Genomic DNA, 19,820 nt, shown 5'->3' with positions numbered 1-19,820 from the left:
CCCCCACAAGCCAGCCTAACGGCGGCTGCAGGCGTTCCTGTTCACCAATCTGACGGGGCCGTGACGTGCCTGACAATATTGCTGAAACGGGGTCGGTCGGGCCGCATCGGATGTACGTTTTGCCCGTGTCCAACCATTTCACCGGCCTGTCCCTCGGACCGCCCCTCGGTGACCAGCGACTGGATCTGTGCGACCTGTACGCGTTTCAGTCGCCGGCCAACCCTGACCGGACGGTGCTGATCCTCAACGCGAATCCGAACGCCGACGCTTTGCACCCCGATGCGATCTACCGGCTGGCGGTCGATAACGACGGCGACCTGTTGAACGACATCGCTTTCAGTTATGTGTTCTCCGAACCTCGCGACGGTAGGCAGACCGTCGACGTGTACATGGCCACCGGTGAGCAGGCTCGCGAGGTCGAGGCCGTCGGGACCAAGATCTTCTCGGATGTCCCGGTGTCCTTCGTCGGCGACGAGCCGCACATCGCGACGTCCGGCGACATCACCTTCTTCGCCGGCGCGCGCAGCGACGCGTTCTTCTTCGACTTCGACGGGATCAAGAATCTCTTCGACACGTCGGGTAAACGCAACTTCACCGACCTTCATCTCGGTGACGAATCGCCGTGGACCGGCGTGGATTCCAACACGGAGGCCAACGTCTTCTCGACCGTGATCGAGCTTCCGACAAGCCAGATCGGCGCCTATCCCGACATCCGCGTCTGGGGCCGCTGCAGCGTGCGCAAGGACGGCCAGCTCGAGCACGTCGACCGTGCCGGTCACCCGTCGGTCAGCAGCTTCTTCAACACCGACGACACCAAGTTGGAGTACAACGCCAGCGAGCCGGTCAACGACAAATCGCGGTGGACTGCCATGTTCGTGCACCTGATGGGCCACACCGGCGGCTATACCGAGGACGAAGCCGTCGCCGCGATCGACGATGAGGGCACGCTTCCCGACATGCTGCACTTCGACACGTCAAAGCCGGCCAAGTACCCCAACGGCCGTGTCTTCACCGACGACGTCATCAACTACCGGCTGGCTTTCCTGACCAAGGGCGACTGTCCGCCGACCGGGCTGAGCCCGCACACCGACACGCTGGCCGAGTTCCCGTACCTCGGCTCGCCGCACCTTCCGAGCTAGACGCAATCCAGGCAGAGCTGCTGATCGCCCTTCTGCATCGCCAACCGATTCTTGTGCTGCACGAGGAAGCAGCTGGAGCAGGTGAACTCGTCTGCCTGCTTGGGGATCACTCGGACCGTGAGTTCCTCGCCGGTCAGGTCGGCGCCGGGCAGCTCGAATGAGTCAGCCGCGTCATCCTCGTCGACATCGATCACCGAGGTCGCAGCCTCGTTGCGCGTTCGCGACGCGAGGTTCTCGAGCGACTCGTCAGCCGCACCATCGGGATCTGCAACGCGGGGAGCGTCGTAGTCAGTGGCCATGTTCTACAGTCCTTTTCCTAAGCGCGATGATTCGGGAACGCCGTTGGACAGCGCTTTGTTCCCCGCCGGTTGTCCGGGTAAACCCGAGGTCAGTCACGACCGCCGGCGCAGAGGCAGCGAACCCACCAACTGGTCTTTGGCCGCGACGTCGCGGCTACGGTAGACGATGTAGGGCCGGAACAAGTAACCGACCGGCGCGCTGAACGCGTGGACGAGCCGGGTGAACGGCCACAGCGCGAACAACGTCAAGCCGATGATCACGTGGAGCTGGTAGTACAGCGGCGCGCTGGCCATCAGGTCCCCGCGTGGCTGCAACACCCAGATCGAGCGAAACCACACCGACACCGTCTCCCGGTAGTTGTACGCCTCGCCGAACACCCCCGAGCCGAGGCCGGTGGCGTAGAGCCCGGCCGCGATCGCCGCGACCAGCACGACGTACATCAGCTTGTCGTTGGCGGTGGTGGCCATGAACACCGGGCCACGGGTGCGCCGCCGGTAGATCAGCAGTGCGGCGCCGGCAAGCGTCGTGACCCCAGCGATCGTGCCGAGCACGATGGCCTGCACGTGATAGACGTGTTCGCTCATACCCATCGCGCGGGTCCACGACTCCGGGATCAGCAGGCCGATGACGTGGCCGACGATCACGACCAAGATGCCGAAGTGGAACATCGGACTGGCGATCCGCAACAGACGTGATTCGTACAACTGCGAGGAGCGCGTCGTCCAGCCGAACTTGTCGTAGCGGTAGCGCCACCACGTGCCCACCACCGCGATCGCCAATGTCACGTACGGCACCACGTCCCAGAAGATCTCGCCGAACACCTCACTCACCTCCCGCCGAGCGCCGCGGCGGCACTGTCAGCGTGAACGGCTGCAGCCCGACCGATTCTGCCGGCGCACCGTCGCGCGACAGCCGACGAACTTCCCCACTGTCGGCTCCCGGCAGCGTCCGGCACACGGCCGCGATGGCATCCGCATACGGCGATCCGCCGTCGGCGAGTGCTTCGCGCAGTACGTCGATCGGCACCCGGTGCTCTACCAGCAGCCGGCGGCCAGCTGCGGGATCGACGGTGGCGGCGAACTCCAGCACCACCGGAAGATGGTCGGGCGATTCGTCGTTCGGCGGCTCGACGCCTGCCGCCCGATACGCCTGGGCGAACGCGAGCATGTGGCTGCCCCGGTTGCGGGTGTCCCCGGCGGTCCAATAGGTCAGGTACATGGTGGCGCGAGGCCGTAGATCGAAGGTGTCGACGTAGTCGGCGGCGGCGCGCATCGGGTCAAGCGCGCGCAGTGCGGCCGTCGTGCGGGCGAGTAGATCTGCCGCCGGGCCGGTTTGGTCGACGAGCAGTTCGTCGACGGTGCTGAGCCGCTCGGCATGGAAATCATCGGGATACGTCAGCAGCAGCGACGCACACTGCCACACCACTCGGTCCTGCAGCGAATAAGACTGGTGCTGACGCAGTTTCATCGGCTTCCCCCGTCGGGGAACATGCCGGTGGGCACTCCCCTGCCGTCCCAGTTGAGCAGGTTGACTCTCGACGGGTGCTGCGCGTTGGCAGCCATCCCCTCGGTGCTCTGCCGCTGCTGCAGCGCGTGGAATGTCTCCACCGCAACCGGAACCGGACCGCCGCTGGCCTCACCGAACGGGCCGGACTCGTACATCCCCGGCCCGCCGTCGAACGACAGTGAACAGCCCGGCTCGTCCAGCAGGCCCTCCTCGACCGGGTATGCCGTCGGGATGACGTACCGCTCTTCGTATTTCGCCAGTGCCAGCAGGCGATACATCTCATACATCTGCTCTTCGGTCATCCCGACGGCCGCCGGGATGTGCCGCTGCGTTTCGCGCCCGAGGTTGATGTCGCGCATGTAGGACCGCATGGCCGCCAGCCGGCGCAGCACGTCGGCCACGACACCGGTGTCCCCGGCGGTGAACAGACCGGCGAGATACTCGATCGGGATGCGCAGCGCGTCCAGTGCGCCGAAGAGGTTGCCGATGTCCTCGCCGTCGTGGCCGTCGCGGCTGACCGCGTCGACGACCGGCGAGAGCGGCGGGATGTACCAAACCATCGGCATGGTACGGAATTCCGGGTGCAGCGGCAGCGCTACCCGATAGGTGTTGATCAACGCGTACACCGGCGAGCGTTGGGCGGCTTCGATCCATTCTTCCGAAATGCCCTCGGCCCGTGCCCCGGCGATCACCTGCGGATCGGTCGGGTCGAGCAGGATCTGCCGCTGCGCCTCGTAGAGATCTGTCTCCTTCTCGACCGCCGCGGCGGCCAGCACCCGGTCGACGTCGTAGAGCACCAGGCCGAGGTATCGCAGTCGCCCGACACAGGTTTCGGAACACACTGTCGGCAAGCCGACTTCGATGCGGGGATAACACAGTGTGCACTTCTCAGCCTTGCCGGTCTTGTGGTTGAAGTACACCTTCTTGTACGGGCACCCCGACACGCACATCCGCCAGCCGCGACAGCGGTCCTGGTCCACCAGCACGATGCCGTCCTCGGAGCGTTTGTACATCGCCCCCGATGGGCACGACGCCACGCACGACGGGTTGAGGCAGTGCTCGCAGATGCGCGGCAGGTAGAACATGAACGTCTGCTCGAGTTCGAGCTTGACCTGCTCGCTCACCTGCTTCAACACAGGATCACCTGGCAGGATCTCCGGTGAGCCGCCGAGGTCGTCGTCCCAGTTCGCCGACCATGACACCTTCATCGGCTTACCGCTGATGAGGCTGCGTGGTGCGGCGACCGGCATCTGGTCACCCAGGGGTGCGCTGATGAGGTTTTCGTAGTCGTAGGTCCAGGGCTCGTAGTAGTCGTCGATGCTGGGCAGCTTCGGATTGGCGAAGATTCGCATCAGCTTGCTCAGCCGCCCGCCGTCGCGCAGCCGCAGCCGCCCCCGGCGATCGCGCACCCACCCGCCGCGCCAGCGTTCCTGGTCTTCGTAGGTGCGCGGATAGCCTTGGCCGGGACGGGTTTCGACGTTGTTGAACCAGACATACTCGGTGCCGGAGCGATTGGTCCAGGTCTGCTTACACGTCACCGAGCAGGTGTGACACCCGATGCACTTGTCGAGGTTCATCACCATGGCCATCTGCGCCATCACCCGCATCAGTACGTCACCTCCTGATTGCGGCGCCGCACGATGGTCACCTCGTCGCGCTGGTTACCGGTGGGGCCCAGATAGTTGAAGGCGAACGCGGTCTGCGCGTAGCCACCGGCGAGGTGGCTGGGCTTGATCAGCAACCTGGTAAGCGAGTTGTGGATGCCCCCGCGGTTGCCGGTGGTCTCCGTGCGCGGGACGTCGATGGTGCGCTCCTGGGCGTGGTAGACGAACACCACGCCTTCGGGCATGCGGTGCGACACGATGGCCCGGCACACCACGACGCCGTTGCGGTTGACGGCCTCGATCCAATCATTGTCTCGGACACCGATTTTCGACGCGTCGGCCGTGCTCATCCACATCGTGGGCCCGCCGCGCGACAACGACAGCATGAACAGGTTGTCCTGGTATTCGGAGTGAATGGACCACTTCGAGTGCGGGGTCAGGTACCGCACGGTCAGCCCGACGCCGTCCGTGCCCAAGGCTGGTTCGCCGAACAGTCTGGACATGTCCAGCGGCGGTCGGTAGGTGGGAAGTTGTTCGCCCAGTTCCTCGAGCCAGTCGTGGTCAAGATAGAAGTGCATCCGGCCCGACAGCGTGTGGAACGGCTTGAGTTGCTCGATGTTGACCGTGAACGGTGCGTATCGACGCCCGCCGGTCTCGCTGCCCGACCACTCGGGGCTCGTGATGACCGGAACGGGCCGTGCCTGGGTGTCCGCATAGGTGATACGGCGTTCCTCGCTCCCTTCGGCCAGGTGTGCCAGCTTGCGGCCGGTACGCTTCTCGAGTTCGCGGAAACCCTCGACGGCGAGTCTGCCGTTGGAGGTACCCGAGAGAGCCAGAATCACGTCGGCCATCCGCTCGGCCGACGTGATCGCCGGGCGACCTTGCCCCGCACCCGAATCCATCACTCCGAACTTCGCTGCCAACTCCCGGACCTCGTTCGTGGGATGTGTGGTGACACCTTTGGTCGTCACACCCAACGTGTCGATCAGCGGGCCGAGCGCGGCCCACTTCTCGGCGATCGCGGGGAAGTCGCGCTCGACCACCGCTATCGGGCCGGTCGTCTTGCCCGGCACGGGGATTTCACCCGCGCTGCGCCAATCGTGTTCGGCGCCCGCAGGGTAGGCCATCGCACCGGGTGTGTCGTGCTGCAGCGTGCCCAGAACGACATCGGTGCGGCTGCCCAGGTGCTTGGCCGCCAGAGTGCTGAACGCCCGCGCGACCGCGCCGAATGCCTCGTAGTCCGAACGCGTTTCCCACGGCGGTTCGATCGCCGGGCTGAACGCATGGACGTAGGGATGCATATCGGTGCTCGACAGGTCGGCCTTCTCGTACCACGTGGCGGCCGGCAGCACGACATCGGAAAGCAGCGTCGTCGACGTCATCCGGAAGTCGATCGACATCAGCAGGTCGAGCTTGCCCTCGGGAATTTCGTCCGTCCACGTCACATCGTTGGGCCGCAGATCTTCTGGAGTCGGTTCCGCCCGCAGGTTCGACGTGGTGCCGAGCAAGTGACGAAGGAAGTACTCGTTACCCTTGCTCGACGAGCCGAGCAGGTTGGCCCGCCAGACGTTGAGCACCCGCGGCCAGTTCGCCGGATTATCGGGGTCGGTGACGGCCAGCTTCAGACTGCCCGAACCGAGCTGCTCGGCGACGTAGACGGGGATCTCCTTGCCGGCCGCGCGGGCCTCATCGGCGAGCTCGAGGCTTGACCGGTCGAACTGCGGGAAGAACGGACTCCAGCCCATCGCCACGGCCGAGGCGAGCACATCCATCGTGTGCTTGCCCGAAAACCGGCCGCGGCCCAGCGGACTCGCGAGCGCGTCGGCCCGGTATCCGTCATAGCGCCATTGGTCGGTGTGCACGTACCAGTACGACGTACCGGCCATCTGCCGCGGCGGCCGTGACCAGTCGGTGGCCATCGCCATCGTCGCCCACCCAGTGACCGGTCGGCATTTCTCCTGTCCGACGTAGTGCGCCCATCCGCCGCCGTTGCGGCCCATGGAACCGGTGAGCAGCAGCAGTGCGAGTACCGCGCGGTACGTGGCGTCCCCGTGGAACCACTGGCAGATGCCCGCGCCCATGATGATCATCGAGCGGCCGCCCGACTCTTCGGCGTTGCGCGCGAATTCCCGTGCCACGCGGATGGTTTGCGCGGCCGATACGCCTGTGATCTCCTCCTGCCAGGCAGGCGTATACGGGTGTTCGGCGTCGTCGTACCCGGTGGGCCAGTCACCGGGCAGGCCGGGCCGGCCCACTCCGTACTGCGCCAGCATCAGGTCGAACACCGTGCAGACCAGATGCTCACCCACCCGCCGCACGGGCACACCGCGTGACAGGGTTTCGCCGTGCCCGTCGACGGTATCGAATCGTGGCAAGGAGATCGGCACCGCCTCACCGGGTTCGCCGCTTCGGGGTGCGGCCGTCAGCGCCGGAACCAGATCGCCGAGATCCAGGTTCCACTTGCCGACGCCCTCGTCGCCGTACCGGAACCCGAGGGAGCCGTTGGGCACCGCGACGTCGTCGGTGACCCCGTCCAGCAGCACGGGTTTGAACGCGGCGTTCTCGACGTCGTGCCCGAGATCGGCGGCGGTGAGGAACTTCGCGGGGACGAGCGTGCCGTCGCGCTCCTCGAGCGTGACAAGCAACGGCAGGTCTGTGTACTGGCGGACGTAGTCGACGAAGAACGGAACGCGGTTGCGCACAAAGCATTCCGACAAAGTCACATGGCCCATGGCCATGGCCAGCGCCCCGTCGGTGCCCGCCGCGCACGGCATCCATTCGTCGGCGAACTTCGTGTTGTCGGCATAGTCGGGGCTCACGCTGACCACCTTGGTGCCGCGGTAGCGCACCTCGGCCATCCAGTGCGCGTCGGGTGTGCGCGTGACGGGAACGTTGGACCCCCACATCATCAGATACGAGGCGTCCCACCAATCCCCGGACTCAGGCACATCGGTCTGGTCTCCGAAGACCTGCGGCGAAGCCACCGGCAGGTCGGCGTACCAGTCGTAGAAGGACGTCATCACTCCGCCGAGCAACTCGACGAATCTCGAGCCTGCGGCGTGGCTGACCATCGACATCGCCGGGATCGGCGAGAAGCCCGCGACGCGGTCCGGGCCGTACTGCGCGATCGCATGTACGTGTGCCGCCGCGATCATCTCGGTCGCCTCGCTCCAGCTGACCCGTACCAGCCCGCCTTTGCCTCGGGCCCGCTGATAGCGTCGGCGCCGCTGAGGATCGGCCTGAATGTCGGCCCACGCCAGCACCGGATCGGTCAACCGCGCCTTGGCTTCTCGGTACATCTCCACCAGCGCACCGCGCGCATACGGGTGACGAACCCGGGTGGGTGAATACGTGTACCACGAGAATGCCGCACCGCGCGGACAGCCACGCGGTTCGTACTCCGGGCGATCAGGCCCGACCGAGGGGTAATCCGTCTCCTGGGTCTCCCAGGTGATGATGCCGTCCTTGACATAGATCTTCCATGAGCACGACCCCGTGCAATTCACGCCGTGCGTGGAGCGCACGACCTTGTCATGACTCCAGCGGTCGCGATAGAACACATCACCTTGACGGCCGCCGCGGTGGGTCACCGTGCGCCGGTCGCCGGAGACCTCGCCCGGGGTGAAGAAGCGCCCGCTGCGCACGAGCAGTTCCTCGATGAGCCCACCGGCACGCGCCGTGGTCATGCAGCGGCCTGCCGCGAAACCGGTTCGTGCGCATGCAAGCGGACCGCGGTGTACGTCAATGCGACCAGCGCAGTCGCCACCAGCAGCAGCAACCCGATTGTGTAGTTGTTGTGCACTGGGTCGTACGTCGCGCCCATCACCAACGGCGGGAAGTAACCACCCAATCCGCCTGCGGCAGCGACGATTCCGGTGACCGAGCCCACCGACGACGCGGGCGCGCGACGGGCCACCCAGGCGAATACCCCGCCGGTCCCGATTCCCAGGAAGATCGCCAGCGTGATGAAGGTGGCGGCCGACCACACGTCGGGCGGGGGCTGGAACACCGCGATGAACGCCATTGCGGCTGTACCGGCAAACGACACCAGCACAACGTATTTCGGCGGAATCCGGTCCGATAGCGCACCGCCGATCGGACGGGCCAGCACCGCGGCCAGCGCGAAAGCGGCCGTGCGGGCGCCGGCGTCGACTGGCGAGAACCCATAGATGGTCTTGATGTAGGTCGGCAGGTAGTTGGCGAAGGCCACGAACCCGCCGAACACCACGGCGTACAAAAACGACATTTCCCAAGTGACCGGCAACTTCGCGGCGGCCTTCAGTTTCGGCAGTACCGGATCTTTGCTGGCGGTAAAGCCGGGTGCGTTGCGCATCACCACCATGCACAACACGGCCGTCAGCGCCAGCGCCGCCGCGACGATGACGTGGGTGGCGAACAACCCGAACCACCGGACGAACCGCGGAGTGAAGAATGCCGAAAGCGCGGTCCCGACCATGCCCATCCCGAATACGCCGGTCGCGAAGCCGCGCTTGGCTGCCTCGTACCAACTGTTGGCGAACGGAATGCCCACCGCGAAGATCGTCCCCGCTACGCCCAGGAAGAAGCCGAACACCAGCAGCAACGGGTACGAGCCGACCGTGCCCGCGGCCCCTACCGCCAGCACCGGAGCAATCGACGCCAGCGATACCGCGATGAACATCGCCCTTCCGCCAAACCGGTCGGTGAGCGCTCCGGACACGATCCGGCCCAGCGATCCGACGAGGATCGGGGTAGCCACCAACATCGACGCCTCGGTGCTGCTGAGCTTGAGGTCGCCGGCGTAGGTGGTCGACAGCGGCCCGATCATGTTCCAGGCCCAGAAGTTGATCGCAGAAACCCAGGTCGCCAGCGCCAGGTTCACACCTCGCCGCACACCGGTCGTTGGCACTGTCGCAGTGCTCATCTGCTCAGAGAACCACTCGGGCGCTGCCGTGGTGTGAATTTACCGAAAATCGTTGCGGCAGACCAAGGTAAGCCTGCGGTGTTCGTCTTCGCTGGGGTCGTCGGCTAGTGCTCTTTCGAGCGGCGTTCCCGATAGGCAGCCACATGCTGACGGTTGCCGCAGTTGCCGGTGTCGCAGAACTTCCCCGAGCGGTTACGCGACAGGTCGACCAAGGCGGCCTCACAGTCGGGCGCCGCGCAGATCTTGAGCCGCCGCAGTTCACCGATGCGGATGATGTCGGCCAGCGCCATCGCCATCTCCGCGCCCATCCGCTGCCACAGCGGGTCGTGTACCGACGCCAGATGCAGATGCCATTCCGGCTGCTCGGGATGCCTCGTCAACCACGGCGATGCCTTGGTATCACTCAGTAGCGCGTTGACCTGGCCAACCGCCCGCACTTCGTCGTCGGCGGCCTCCCAGATGTTGCCGAGCCGCTCCCGCAGCCGATGGACCGACGCCAGTTCGGCCGCGTCGTGGTCGCGCCGGCCCGTCCAGCCGAATCCGTCCAGATAGGCATCCAGGGCTGCCATATCGCCGAGTTGCTCACCGTCCCGACCGCTGTTGATCAGCACTGTTGCGGCCCGCAGAGTGAGCTCGGTGTCATGACTGAAAAGCATTTGACTCATGACCCCCTTCCGCAGTAATGTCACGACCAAAGTTGATTTTACTCATTACACGCCGGAGGTGCACCATGACCGCGACAACGCAGGACCACTTCCGGCTCGGCATGTTGTTCGCGGTCGGTTCGGCATTCGCCTTCGGCTCGTCCGGACCATTCGCCAAGTCGCTGATGGAAGCCGGCTGGAGCCCGACGGCGGCGGTGACCGCGCGGCTGGCCGGCGGTGCACTGGCGATGGCCGTCTTCGCCACGGTCGTCAAGCGTGACTGGATCCGCGAGGCGCTGCGCCACGGCAAGACCGTCGTCGCCTATGGGCTGATCCCGATCGCCGGCGCGCAACTCTGCTACTACAACGCCGTCGCGCATTTGTCCGTCGCCGTTGCCCTGCTGCTCGAGTACACCGCACCCATCCTCGTGGTCGGCTGGCTGTGGGCCACCACCCGCCGTCGGCCGAGCCACCTGACACTCGCCGGCGTCGCGATGGCAGTGGCGGGAATCATGTTGGTGCTCAACGTGTTCAACGGAGCTCACATCAACCTGATCGGGGTGGGCTGGGCACTGGCCGCGGGCGTCTGCGCCGCCTGCTACTTCATGATGTCCGACGAAGTCGCCGCCGACGGCGACGGCCTCAACTCCATCACTCTGGCCTCGGGCGGGCTGATCGTCGGCACCGTCGCGGTCGCCGCGCTCGGTGCGACCGGCGTGATGCCGCTGACCTTCACCACCAACGATGCCGTCGTCGCGGGGTGGACGACGTCGTGGGTGGTGCCGGTCATCGCGCTGGGCCTGATTCCGACCGCGATCGCCTACACGCTGGGCATCATGGGCATCGCCCGGCTGCGGCCTCGGTTCGCGTCACTGGTGGGGCTGTCCGAGGTGATGTTCGCTGTATTGGCGGCCTGGGTGCTGCTCGGCGAGGGGATCACGCCTGCGCAGGCCATCGGCGGAGCCGTCGTACTGGTCGGCTTGGTACTGGCCCGCCAAGGCGATCGCACGGAGAAGCTGGCGGAATTGACGTGGGCGGAAGGCCCGCCCGGAGGAGTGTCATCTGGGCAATCGGCTGTTCGCAATTGACTCCGATATGTGAAGATGACCGGCGTGACTTTGCTACGGATGTCTTCGCGGTTGGCCGCGATCACCGCAACCCTGGTCTGTGCGGCCTCCACCCTCGCCATGGCGCCGTCAGCAGTGGCGGATCCGTGCCCCGACGTCGAGGTTGTCTTCGCCCGCGGCACCAACGACGCGCCGGGGCTGGGACGGCCCGGTCAGGCTTTCGCCGACGCGCTCAGGGCGCAGATCGGCGGGCGCAGCCTGACCACATACGCGGTCAACTATCCCGCTAGCTATGACTTCTTGGCCGCCGCCGACGGGGCAGCCGACGCCGCCAACCGCATCTCGGCGATGGCGGCTTCCTGCCCGTCGACACGGATCGTCCTCGGAGGCTATTCACAGGGAGCCGCAGTCGTGGACATGCTTGCCGGCATCCCGCCGCTCGGCAACAAAGTAGGCGAGATCGGGTCGGCACCGCCGCTGCCGAGCAGCTTGGTGCCCAATGTTGCCGCGGTGGCGGTGTTCGGAAATCCCGCAACGAAGTTCGGGAATCCGCTGACCGCGTCCGTTTTCGGCGGCAAGGCGATCGACCTCTGCAAGGACGGTGATCCGATCTGCTCTCGTGGCCGGAACCCATTCGCTCACAGCGATTACGTGACCTCAGGCATGACAGATCAGGCCGCGAACTTCGTCGCTGGCATAGTTTAGCCGGGCTAGGCGTTATCATTCGTCGTGCCATCGAAACGATTTCGCCGCTTCCTCATCGCTTCGGCAGCGTGCGCTGCACCTCTCGCACCGACGGTGTCGCCCATGTCGATTGGGATCGCATCAGCCGACGACTGCCCGGACATCGAGGTGGTCTTCGCCCGCGGCACCAATGACGCGCCGGGCCTGGGAAACGTTGGAGGCGCGTTCGTCGACGCGTTGCGCAGCAAGGTCGGCGGTAGGTCGGTCGGGGCGTACGCGGTGAATTATCCCGCCAGCTTCGACTTTCTTGCTGCGGCCGGCGGGGCCAACGACGCCAGCGCCCACATCCAGTACATGGTCGACAACTGCCCCAACACCAGGCTGGTGCTGGGCGGGTACTCGCAGGGCGCGGCGGTGATCGACGTCATCAGCGCGGTGCCGATTCCCGCCGTCGGGTTCGACAACCCGCTTCCGCCCAACGTGCCCGACCACGTAGCCGCCATCGCCGTGTTCGGCAACCCGTCGGCCAAGCTGGGCCTGCCGCTCACGGTGAGCCCGGTGTGGGGTGGCAGGGCGATCGACTTGTGCAATGCCAACGACCCGATCTGCCAGACGGACGGCCAGAGCGTGGCCGCGCATCGGGCCTACCCGGGTGGGCCAACGAACCAGGCGGCCAACTTCGTGGCGGGGCTGCTCTAGCCCCCGCCGCAGATAAATTGACGACCGCGTTGCTTACTTCAGTTAATATCGGCGAAGTGAAACGTGATCTTGTGCTTCACCGTCTACGTCGTCGAACTGTAGTGATCGCCGCGGCAGTATTTGTTGCCGCAGCCGGCCTTATCGCGCCGACCGCGATGCCTAGCACCGTGCTCCCGGCGGCGTCGGCCGCGAACTGCCCACCGGTCGAGGTCGTCTTCGCCCGCGGTCGCACGGAGTCGACGGGAGTCGGCATACTCGGCAACGCGTTCATCAATGCGCTGAAATCCAAGGTCGACAAGAACGTCGGCGTCTACGCGGTGCGGTACCCCGCCGACACCGAGGTCGACATCGGCGCCAACGATATGAGCGGCCACATCCAGTACATGATGAACAACTGCCCTGACACGCGGCTGGTGCTCGGCGGCTACTCACTCGGTGCGGCCGTCACCGACGTCGTGCTCGCAGTGCCTTTCGACTTCTTCGGTTTCAAGGCTCCGCTGCCTGCCGGCGCCGATACGCACATCGCCGCGGTGGCCCTGTTCGGCAATGGATCCGCATGGGTGGGGCCGATCACGAACTTCAACCCGCTGTACAACGACCGGACCATCGAGTTGTGTCACGGCGCGGACCCCGTCTGCAATCCCGCCGACCCGAACACGTGGCAGGACAACTGGCCCGCCCATCTCGCCAACGCGTACATCCAGGCGGGCATGGCCAACCAGGCCGCGGATTTCGTCGCAGGCAGGGTCTAGTCGACGACGCGTAGCTCTCGGGTCACCTTGGTACGCGCCTCGAGTTGGTCATCGGGAGGGTAGTCGACGCCGACGAGCGTCAGACCTTGCGGTGGCGCCGCGGCGAAGTCGCTGGAGCGCCGTGTCGACGTCAACAATGTTGCGCACCAACCTAGTTCGCGGCGGTGCTCACCGACCGCCAGCAGTGCGCCGACCAGAGAGCGCACCATCGACCAGCAGAACGCGTCCGCCGTGACGTAGGCGGTGACGCGATCGCCGTCGCGGGACCAGTCCAGCCGTTGCAGGTCGCGGATCGTCGTCGCGCCTTCGCGTTGCCGGCAGAAGGCAGCGAAGTCGTGCAACCCCACCAGATCTCGCGATGCGGCCGCCATCGCATCAACGTCGAGCGGCCGAGGCCACGCCGTCACGAAGCGGGCTTCTTGCGGCTCCACCCCGTAGGGGGCCGTCGACAGCCGGTAGACATAGTGCCGCCGCAACGCCGAGAAGCGGGCATCGAAACCCGCTGCGGCGCGGGCGATGTCGAGGACACGGACATCTTGCGGCAGGAACTTCGCGAGCCGTCTCACCAACGGCAGGAACTCGCTGTCACCCGGCCGCATCGCACGCGGATAAGCATGCGTCAGCGCTTCGGCGGGCACATCGACGTGGGTCACCTGACCGGTCGCATGCACACCGGCGTCGGTGCGTCCGGCCGCACGCAACTGCACCGGCGTGCGGAACACCGTCGACAGCGCATCGTCAAGCACCCCGGCGACTGTGCGCTGTCCGGCCTGCACCGCCCAGCCGGCGAATTCGGTTCCGTCGTAAGCGATATCGAGCCGAAGACGAACATGCCCGCCACCGGAATCGATGGCGGGCATGTTCACAGCCTCACTAGGACTTGTCGGCATCCTCGTCGGAGTCGACCTTCTCCTCGGCGACCTCGGCCTCAGCCTCAGAGGTCTGCGCCTCTTCGATCGCGGCGTCCTCTGCCTTGATCTCTTCGACGCTCTCCTCGGCCGGAGCCTCCTCGACCGCGTCGGCAGCCGGGGCGGCCTTCGCCGGCGAGGCCTTCTTCGAGGCGGTCGCCCGGCGAGCGCGGTCGGCCTCCGAGGTGACCGTCTTCTCCCGCACCAGCTCGATCACGGCCATGGGGGCATTGTCGCCCTTGCGGTTCTCGACCTTGATGATGCGGGTGTAGCCGCCACTGCGGTCGGAGAAGAACGGCCCGATCTCGGCGAACAGCGTGTGCACCACGTCCTTGTCGCGGATTTTCTTCATCACCTCACGCCGGTTGTGCAGCGTGCCCTTCTTGGCGTGGGTGATCAGCTTTTCCGCATAGGGGCGCAACGCCCGCGCCTTGGGCTCGGTCGTCTTGATCCGACCGTGCTCGAAGAGCGACGTGGCCAGGTTGGCCAGGATCGCCTTCTGGTGCGAGGACGACCCGCCGAGGCGAGGGCCCTTGGTGGGCTTGGGCATTGCGAACTCCTAGTGAAAAGCCGTGAGAAACGGGGCGTAGTTACAACTGTTCGGTTTCGGCGTAGTCCTGGTTGTCGTCCAGGTCGTAGCCGGCGTCGCTGTTCCAGGTGCCGGTGGCGACGTCGTAGCCGGCGACCTCGGACGGATCAAACGTGGCCGGGCTGTCCTTGAGCGACAGACCCAGCTGGTGCAGCTTGATCTTCACCTCGTCGATGGACTTCTGGCCGAAGTTGCGGATGTCCAGCAGATCGGACTCCGTGCGGGCCACGAGCTCGCCCACCGTGTGCACACCTTCGCGCTTGAGGCAGTTGTACGACCGCACCGTCAGGTCCAGGTCGTCGATCGGCAGTGCGAACGAGGCGATGTGGTCGGCCTCGGCCGGCGACGGCCCGATCTCGATGCCCTCGGCCTCGACGTTGAGTTCCCTTGCCAGACCGAACAATTCGACCAGCGTCTTGCCCGCCGACGCCAGCGCGTCACGAGCGGTGATCGAGCTCTTAGTCTCCACGTCGAGAATCAGCTTGTCGAAGTCGGTGCGCTGCTCGACACGGGTCGCCTCAACCTTGTAGGTGACCTTGAGCACCGGCGAGTAGATGGAATCGACCGGGATACGGCCGATTTCGGCGCCCGATGCCTTGTTCTGCACGGCGGGCACGTAGCCGCGGCCGCGCTCGACGACCAGCTCGACCTCGAGCTTGCCCTTGTCGTTCAGTGTGGCGATGTGCATCTCGGGGTTGTGCACCGTCACGCCGGCCGGCGGGACGATGTCACCCGCGGTGACCTCACCCGGCCCCTGCTTGCGCAGGTACATGGTGACCGGCTCGTCCTCCTCGGACGACACGACCAGACCCTTGAGGTTCAGGATGATGTCGGTGACGTCTTCCTTGACGCCGGGCACGGTGGTGAACTCGTGCAGCACACCGTCGATGCGAATGCTGGTGACCGCCGCGCCGGGAATCGACGACAGCAGCGTGCGCCGAAGCGAATTGCCAAGGGTGTAACCGAATCCGGGCTCCAACGGCTCGATGACGAACTGGGAGCGATTCTCGGCCTTGACCTCTTCGGACAGAGTGGGTCGCTGAGAAATCAACATGTGTTTTCTTTCCTCCTCTACGGCACCCGCTATTTGATGCCGCATACCCGGACCGCCATTGGGACGATCCAGGAAGTCTTACTTCGAGTAGAGCTCGACGATCAGCTGCTCGGTGAGCGGGATGTCGATCTGGGCGCGCTCGGGCAGCTGGTGCACGAGGATGCGCTGGCGTTCGCCGACGACCTGCAGCCATGCCGGGATCGGCCGGTCACCCGCAGTCTCGCGAGCGACCTCGAACGGCAACGTGTTCAGCGACTTCGGCTTGACGTCGATGATGTCGTACTGCGACACGCGGTAGCTCGGGATATCGACCTTCACGCCATTGACGGTGAAGTGGCCGTGGCTGACCAGCTGACGCGCCATCCGGCGGGTGCGGGCCAGACCGGCGCGGTAGATGACGTTGTCCAGCCGGCTCTCGAGGATGCGCAACAGGTTGTCACCGGTCTTGCCCGGAAGACGGTTGGCCTCTTCGTAGTAGCGGCGGAACTGCTTCTCCATCACGCCGTAGGAGAAGCGAGCCTTCTGCTTCTCCTGCAGCTGCTGGCGGTATTCGCTCTCCTTGACCCGAGCGCGGCCGTGCTGGCCGGGCGGGTAGGGACGCTTCTCGAACGACTGATCGCCGCCGACGAGGTCGACGCCCAGACGGCGCGACTTGCGGGTCGCGGGTCCTGTGTAACGAGCCATGACTTCTGTCCCTCCTAGACCCGGCGCCGCTTCGGCGGACGGCAGCCGTTGTGCGGCTGCGGTGTGACGTCGGCAATCGCGCCGACCTCGAGGCCGGCGGCCTGCAGTGACCGGATGGCGGTCTCACGGCCCGAGCCCGGGCCCTTGACGAACACGTCGACCTTCTTCACACCATGCTCCTGCGCCTTGCGGGCCGCGTTCTCGGCGGCCAACTGCGCGGCGAACGGGGTCGACTTACGCGAACCCTTGAAGCCGACGTGACCCGACGACGCCCAGGCGATGACGTTGCCCTGCGGGTCGGTGATCGACACGATCGTGTTGTTGAACGTGCTCTTGATGTGCGCAGCGCCGTGGGGGACGTTCTTCTTTTCCCTGCGGCGGGTCTTCTGCCCCTTCTTAGGAGCTCCTGCTGCCTTCTTTGCGGGTGGCATCGGTTACCTGGCCTTCTTCTTGCCGGCGATGGTGCGCTTCGGGCCCTTGCGGGTACGCGCATTGGTCTTGGTCCGCTGGCCGCGCACCGGCAGGCCACGGCGATGCCGCAGGCCTTGGTAGCAGCCGATCTCGATTTTGCGGCGGATGTCGGCCTGCACCTCGCGGCGCAGGTCACCCTCCACCTTGAGGTTGCCTTCGATGTAGTCGCGCAGCTGGGTGACCTGATCGTCGGTCAGGTCCTTGGTGCGCATGTTCCGGTCGATGCCGGTGGCTTCCAGGATCTCCTGGGAGCGGGTACGGCCGATGCCGTAGATGTAGGTCAGCGCGATCTCCATGCGCTTATCGCGCGGGAGATCCACGCCCACAAGTCGAGCCATGTGTGACATTCCTTCATTTGCGGAGGTCTGGTCCCAGTCCGTTCCCGACTGCGTCGGGGTCCGGCCTCCGTGCCGGACGTGGGCGAGCGGCGTATCCGCTCAGTGGTACTGGGATTTCGTCATTAAGTTGTGGCAGCGAGCGCTTGACTAGCCTTGTCTCTGCTTGTGGCGCGGATCGGAGCAGATCACCATGACCCGCCCATGCCGACGGATCACCCTGCATTTGTCGCAAATGGGCTTGACGCTCGGGTTCACCTTCACGGCTGTGTCGATCCTGTTCTCGTCTAGTTACTTGTACCGGTAAACAATGCGGCCCCGGGACAGGTCGTAGGGAGACAGCTCCACCACGACACGGTCCTCGGGCAGGATGCGGATGTAGTGCTGCCGCATCTTGCCGCTGATGTGGGCAAGAACCTTGTGTCCGTTCTCCAGCTCAATACGAAACATCGCATTGGGCAGGGGCTCGACCACGCGGCCCTCGACCTCGATGGCACCGTCTTTCTTGGCCATTATCTTTCGGAGATCCTCCGTGTCCTCTGATCGTTGGCGCCTGTCGGCGCAGCTGCGCTCCGACTACAAAACGTGAGCCAGTAGCCAGAAATTCCAGAACAGGGGCACGCAAGAGCCGGCGCGAGTGCCGCACCGTTGGTCAATACTACCTGCTCGGCCGCCCGCCCCAAAATCGCCGAACTGCCAGGCCAGAGCCGCTGACAGGCCGTCATATCCGCTGGACAGCCGGAGCATACTTATAACCGATGACTGGCCCCACGCCCCAGCCCCGAAAACCCGTATTACTGACCGTCGACGACGACCCCGCAGTGTCCCGCGCCGTCGCCCGTGACCTTCGCCGCCACTACGGCGAGAGGTACCGGATTGTGCGCGCCGAATCCGGGCCCGACGCACTGGAAACCCTCAACGAACTCAAGCTGCGCGGTGACACCGTCGCGGTGTTCGTCGCCGACTACCGCATGCCGCAGATGAGTGGCATCGAGTTCCTCGAAGACGCGATGGATATCTACCCGCTGGCCCGTCGGGTACTGCTCACCGCGTACGCCGATACGCACGCCGCGATCGACGCGATCAACGTCGTCGACCTCGACCACTACCTGCTCAAGCCGTGGGATCCGCCGGAGGAGAAGCTCTATCCGGTGATCGACGGCCTCCTTGAGGCCTGGCACGCCACCGGCGACCGCGCCATTCCGCACACCAAGGTCATCGGGCACCGGTGGAACGAGCGCTCGTGGGAGGTGCGCCAGTTCCTGGCCCGCAATCAGCATTCGTTCCGCTCGTTCATGGCCGACGAGCCGAAAGGCAAACAACTGCTCGATGCCGCGGGGGTGGACGGCTATCAGTTGCCTGTGGTGATCACCGAACAGGGCGAGACGCTCGTCGAACCGAGCAACACCGAACTCGCCGCGATGCTCGGCCTGTCGACGAGTCCGTCGCTGGAGATGTATGAACTCGCGGTCATCGGAGGCGGGCCGGCGGGGCTCGCGGCCGCGGTGTACGGCGCGTCAGAGGGCCTGAAGACCGTGCTGATCGAGGCGACCACAACCGGCGGACAAGCGGGCCGCAGCTCCAGGATCGAGAATTACCTCGGCTTCCCCACCGGCGTATCGGGCGCCGAACTGACCACTTCGGCACGACGGCAGGCCGAACGGTTCGGCGCCGAGGTCATCACCACCCGCAAGGCGGTCGCCCTGCATGCCGGCGACGCCGGTTCGGCGCGCACGATCGAATTCGAGGACGGCAGCAGCATCGGCGCCCAGGCGGTCATCCTGGCCACCGGCGTCGACTACCGCCAACTTCAGGTGACCGGCTGTTGGGAAGACCCGGACAACCCGGCGTGCAACTACGTCGGTCGCGGCGTCTATTACGGCGCGTCGGTGTCCGATGCGTCCGAATGTAAGGGCGAGGACGTCTACATCGTCGGCGGCGCCAACTCGGCGGGCCAGGCGGCGATGTTCATGTCGCGCACGGCGAAGTCGGTGACGCTGCTGGTGCGTGGCCCGTCGCTGGAGGCGTCGATGTCGTATTACCTGATCCAGCAGATCGAGAAGAACGACAACATCAGCGTCCGGACCTGTACCGAGGTGGTCGACACTCTCGGCGAGGACGACCACCTCACCGGCCTTGTGTTGTTCAACAAGCAGACCGGCGAGAAGGACACGGTGACGTGCGACCGGCTGTGCTGCTTCATCGGCGCAGAGCCCCGCACCGAATGGCTGGACGTACTCGCCAAGGACGACCACGGGTTCATCCTGTCCGGCCCGGACCTGAAGGACGTCAGCGGTTGGACGCTGGACCGTCCGCCGCACCACTTGGAAACAAGTGTGCCCGGTGTGTTTGTTGCAGGTGATGTGCGCGCGGAGTCAGCCAAACGGGTGGCCGCTGCCGTCGGCGAAGGGTCGATGGCTGTGATGTTGGTGCACCGGTATCTGGCGGAAGCTTGATTGCCGGCACCGCCGGCGGAGCCTA

The 19,820-nt window shown here is 65.5% G+C and carries 20 protein-coding genes and 1 pseudogene; 6 read left to right on the top strand and 15 right to left on the bottom strand.

Annotated features, from left to right (window positions below):
• Window positions 1-125 precede the first annotated feature (125 nt).
• Window positions 126-1,139, top strand: coding sequence for a DUF4331 family protein (locus VJV41_RS27080; protein ID WP_325339035.1), 1,014 nt, complete (start codon window positions 126-128; stop codon window positions 1,137-1,139).
• Here the strand turns inward: VJV41_RS27080 and VJV41_RS27075 are convergent.
• The 7 genes and pseudogenes from VJV41_RS27075 to VJV41_RS27045 form a co-directional block, all read right to left on the bottom strand.
• On the bottom strand, window positions 1,136-1,438 hold the full coding sequence (locus tag VJV41_RS27075; RefSeq protein WP_325339033.1) for a DUF4193 domain-containing protein: 303 nt from the start codon (window positions 1,436-1,438) through the stop codon (window positions 1,136-1,138). The genes VJV41_RS27080 and VJV41_RS27075 overlap by 4 nt on opposite strands.
• Window positions 1,439-1,531: 93 nt before the next feature.
• Window positions 1,532-2,254, bottom strand: a pseudogene (gene narI / locus VJV41_RS27070) (respiratory nitrate reductase subunit gamma); the annotation flags it as partial.
• Between the two features lie 7 nt (window positions 2,255-2,261).
• The gene (gene narJ / locus VJV41_RS27065; RefSeq protein WP_325339031.1) at window positions 2,262-2,906 is read right to left on the bottom strand and encodes a nitrate reductase molybdenum cofactor assembly chaperone; all 645 of its coding nucleotides are present in this window, start codon (window positions 2,904-2,906) and stop codon (window positions 2,262-2,264) included.
• Entirely contained in the window at window positions 2,903-4,552 is a 1,650-nt protein-coding gene (narH, locus tag VJV41_RS27060) for a nitrate reductase subunit beta (RefSeq protein ID WP_325339029.1), read from the bottom strand. Before narH ends, narJ begins: the two co-directional genes overlap by 4 nt.
• Window positions 4,552-8,235 carry a nitrate reductase subunit alpha gene (locus VJV41_RS27055; protein WP_325339027.1) on the bottom strand — a complete coding sequence of 1,228 codons (3,684 nt, stop codon included), beginning with the start codon at window positions 8,233-8,235 and terminating at the stop codon, window positions 4,552-4,554. Before VJV41_RS27055 ends, narH begins: the two co-directional genes overlap by 1 nt.
• On the bottom strand, window positions 8,232-9,452 hold the full coding sequence (locus VJV41_RS27050) for a nitrate/nitrite transporter (protein ID WP_325339025.1): 1,221 nt from the start codon (window positions 9,450-9,452) through the stop codon (window positions 8,232-8,234). Before VJV41_RS27050 ends, VJV41_RS27055 begins: the two co-directional genes overlap by 4 nt.
• Window positions 9,453-9,556: 104 nt before the next feature.
• Window positions 9,557-10,108 carry a CGNR zinc finger domain-containing protein gene (locus VJV41_RS27045; protein ID WP_325339065.1) on the bottom strand — a complete coding sequence of 184 codons (552 nt, stop codon included), beginning with the start codon at window positions 10,106-10,108 and terminating at the stop codon, window positions 9,557-9,559.
• A gap of 74 nt (window positions 10,109-10,182) precedes the next feature.
• On the opposite strand from VJV41_RS27045, the gene VJV41_RS27040 reads away from it, so the two are divergent.
• The 4 genes from VJV41_RS27040 to VJV41_RS27025 all read left to right on the top strand — a co-directional run bounded on the left by VJV41_RS27040 (window position 10,183) and on the right by VJV41_RS27025 (window position 13,298).
• A complete protein-coding gene (locus VJV41_RS27040; RefSeq protein ID WP_325339023.1) occupies window positions 10,183-11,184 on the top strand; it encodes an EamA family transporter in 1,002 nt (333 codons plus the stop codon).
• 15 nt (window positions 11,185-11,199) lie between these two features.
• Window positions 11,200-11,868: a cutinase family protein gene (locus VJV41_RS27035; protein WP_325339021.1), complete on the top strand. Its 669-nt coding sequence runs from the start codon at window positions 11,200-11,202 to the stop codon at window positions 11,866-11,868.
• 102 nt (window positions 11,869-11,970) lie between these two features.
• Window positions 11,971-12,546 (top strand): cutinase family protein, encoded by a 576-nt coding sequence (locus VJV41_RS27030; RefSeq protein ID WP_325339020.1) that lies wholly within the window; start codon window positions 11,971-11,973, stop codon window positions 12,544-12,546.
• 155 nt (window positions 12,547-12,701) lie between these two features.
• On the top strand, window positions 12,702-13,298 hold the full coding sequence (locus tag VJV41_RS27025; RefSeq protein WP_325339019.1) for a cutinase family protein: 597 nt from the start codon (window positions 12,702-12,704) through the stop codon (window positions 13,296-13,298).
• Here VJV41_RS27025 and truA read toward each other — a convergent pair.
• From truA to infA, 8 genes are all read right to left on the bottom strand, one after another.
• Entirely contained in the window at window positions 13,295-14,164 is an 870-nt protein-coding gene (truA, locus tag VJV41_RS27020) for a tRNA pseudouridine(38-40) synthase TruA (protein WP_325339017.1), read from the bottom strand. The genes VJV41_RS27025 and truA overlap by 4 nt on opposite strands.
• 7 nt (window positions 14,165-14,171) lie before the next feature.
• Window positions 14,172-14,756, bottom strand: a complete 585-nt coding sequence (gene rplQ, locus VJV41_RS27015; protein ID WP_325339015.1) for a 50S ribosomal protein L17 — start codon at window positions 14,754-14,756, stop codon at window positions 14,172-14,174.
• Window positions 14,757-14,796: 40 nt separating this feature from the next.
• Complete coding sequence (locus tag VJV41_RS27010) at window positions 14,797-15,849, bottom strand: DNA-directed RNA polymerase subunit alpha (RefSeq protein ID WP_325339013.1); 1,053 nt, start codon at window positions 15,847-15,849, stop codon at window positions 14,797-14,799.
• Between the two features lie 78 nt (window positions 15,850-15,927).
• A complete protein-coding gene (rpsD, locus tag VJV41_RS27005; RefSeq protein WP_325339011.1) occupies window positions 15,928-16,533 on the bottom strand; it encodes a 30S ribosomal protein S4 in 606 nt (201 codons plus the stop codon).
• Window positions 16,534-16,547: 14 nt separating this feature from the next.
• Window positions 16,548-16,964 carry a 30S ribosomal protein S11 gene (gene rpsK, locus VJV41_RS27000; protein ID WP_267308563.1) on the bottom strand — a complete coding sequence of 139 codons (417 nt, stop codon included), beginning with the start codon at window positions 16,962-16,964 and terminating at the stop codon, window positions 16,548-16,550.
• Between the two features lie 3 nt (window positions 16,965-16,967).
• Complete coding sequence (gene rpsM, locus VJV41_RS26995; RefSeq protein WP_325339007.1) at window positions 16,968-17,342, bottom strand: 30S ribosomal protein S13; 375 nt, start codon at window positions 17,340-17,342, stop codon at window positions 16,968-16,970.
• A gap of 147 nt (window positions 17,343-17,489) precedes the next feature.
• Window positions 17,490-17,603 carry a 50S ribosomal protein L36 gene (gene rpmJ, locus VJV41_RS26990; RefSeq protein ID WP_003879483.1) on the bottom strand — a complete coding sequence of 38 codons (114 nt, stop codon included), beginning with the start codon at window positions 17,601-17,603 and terminating at the stop codon, window positions 17,490-17,492.
• Window positions 17,604-17,630: 27 nt separating this feature from the next.
• Entirely contained in the window at window positions 17,631-17,852 is a 222-nt protein-coding gene (gene infA / locus VJV41_RS26985) for a translation initiation factor IF-1 (RefSeq protein WP_003418601.1), read from the bottom strand.
• A gap of 245 nt (window positions 17,853-18,097) precedes the next feature.
• On the opposite strand from infA, the gene VJV41_RS26980 reads away from it, so the two are divergent.
• A complete protein-coding gene (locus VJV41_RS26980) occupies window positions 18,098-19,795 on the top strand; it encodes an FAD-dependent oxidoreductase (protein WP_325339002.1) in 1,698 nt (565 codons plus the stop codon).
• Window positions 19,796-19,820 lie beyond the last annotated feature (25 nt).

The organism is Mycobacterium sp., from assembly GCF_035274705.1.
GTDB lineage: Bacteria > Actinomycetota > Actinomycetes > Mycobacteriales > Mycobacteriaceae > Mycobacterium.
This window is presented reverse-complemented; position numbering and strand designations above follow the sequence as displayed.

Coding starts and splice junctions, on each gene's coding strand:
- VJV41_RS27025 (WP_325339019.1), top strand. CDS start 12,702: ATGCCTAGCACCGTGCTCCCGGCGGCGTCGGCCGCGAACTGCCCACCG.
- rpsD (WP_325339011.1), bottom strand. CDS start 16,533: ATGGCTCGTTACACAGGACCCGCGACCCGCAAGTCGCGCCGTCTGGGC.
- VJV41_RS27040 (WP_325339023.1), top strand. CDS start 10,183: ATGACCGCGACAACGCAGGACCACTTCCGGCTCGGCATGTTGTTCGCG.
- VJV41_RS27010 (WP_325339013.1), bottom strand. CDS start 15,849: ATGTTGATTTCTCAGCGACCCACTCTGTCCGAAGAGGTCAAGGCCGAG.
- VJV41_RS26980 (WP_325339002.1), top strand. CDS start 18,098: ATGACTGGCCCCACGCCCCAGCCCCGAAAACCCGTATTACTGACCGTC.
- VJV41_RS27045 (WP_325339065.1), bottom strand. CDS start 10,108: ATGCTTTTCAGTCATGACACCGAGCTCACTCTGCGGGCCGCAACAGTG.
- rpsK (WP_267308563.1), bottom strand. CDS start 16,964: ATGCCACCCGCAAAGAAGGCAGCAGGAGCTCCTAAGAAGGGGCAGAAG.
- VJV41_RS27050 (WP_325339025.1), bottom strand. CDS start 9,452: ATGAGCACTGCGACAGTGCCAACGACCGGTGTGCGGCGAGGTGTGAAC.
- VJV41_RS27035 (WP_325339021.1), top strand. CDS start 11,200: ATGACCGGCGTGACTTTGCTACGGATGTCTTCGCGGTTGGCCGCGATC.
- VJV41_RS27030 (WP_325339020.1), top strand. CDS start 11,971: ATGTCGATTGGGATCGCATCAGCCGACGACTGCCCGGACATCGAGGTG.
- VJV41_RS27075 (WP_325339033.1), bottom strand. CDS start 1,438: ATGGCCACTGACTACGACGCTCCCCGCGTTGCAGATCCCGATGGTGCG.
- infA (WP_003418601.1), bottom strand. CDS start 17,852: ATGGCCAAGAAAGACGGTGCCATCGAGGTCGAGGGCCGCGTGGTCGAG.
- narH (WP_325339029.1), bottom strand. CDS start 4,552: ATGCGGGTGATGGCGCAGATGGCCATGGTGATGAACCTCGACAAGTGC.
- rplQ (WP_325339015.1), bottom strand. CDS start 14,756: ATGCCCAAGCCCACCAAGGGCCCTCGCCTCGGCGGGTCGTCCTCGCAC.
- narJ (WP_325339031.1), bottom strand. CDS start 2,906: ATGAAACTGCGTCAGCACCAGTCTTATTCGCTGCAGGACCGAGTGGTG.
- VJV41_RS27055 (WP_325339027.1), bottom strand. CDS start 8,235: ATGACCACGGCGCGTGCCGGTGGGCTCATCGAGGAACTGCTCGTGCGC.
- rpsM (WP_325339007.1), bottom strand. CDS start 17,342: ATGGCTCGACTTGTGGGCGTGGATCTCCCGCGCGATAAGCGCATGGAG.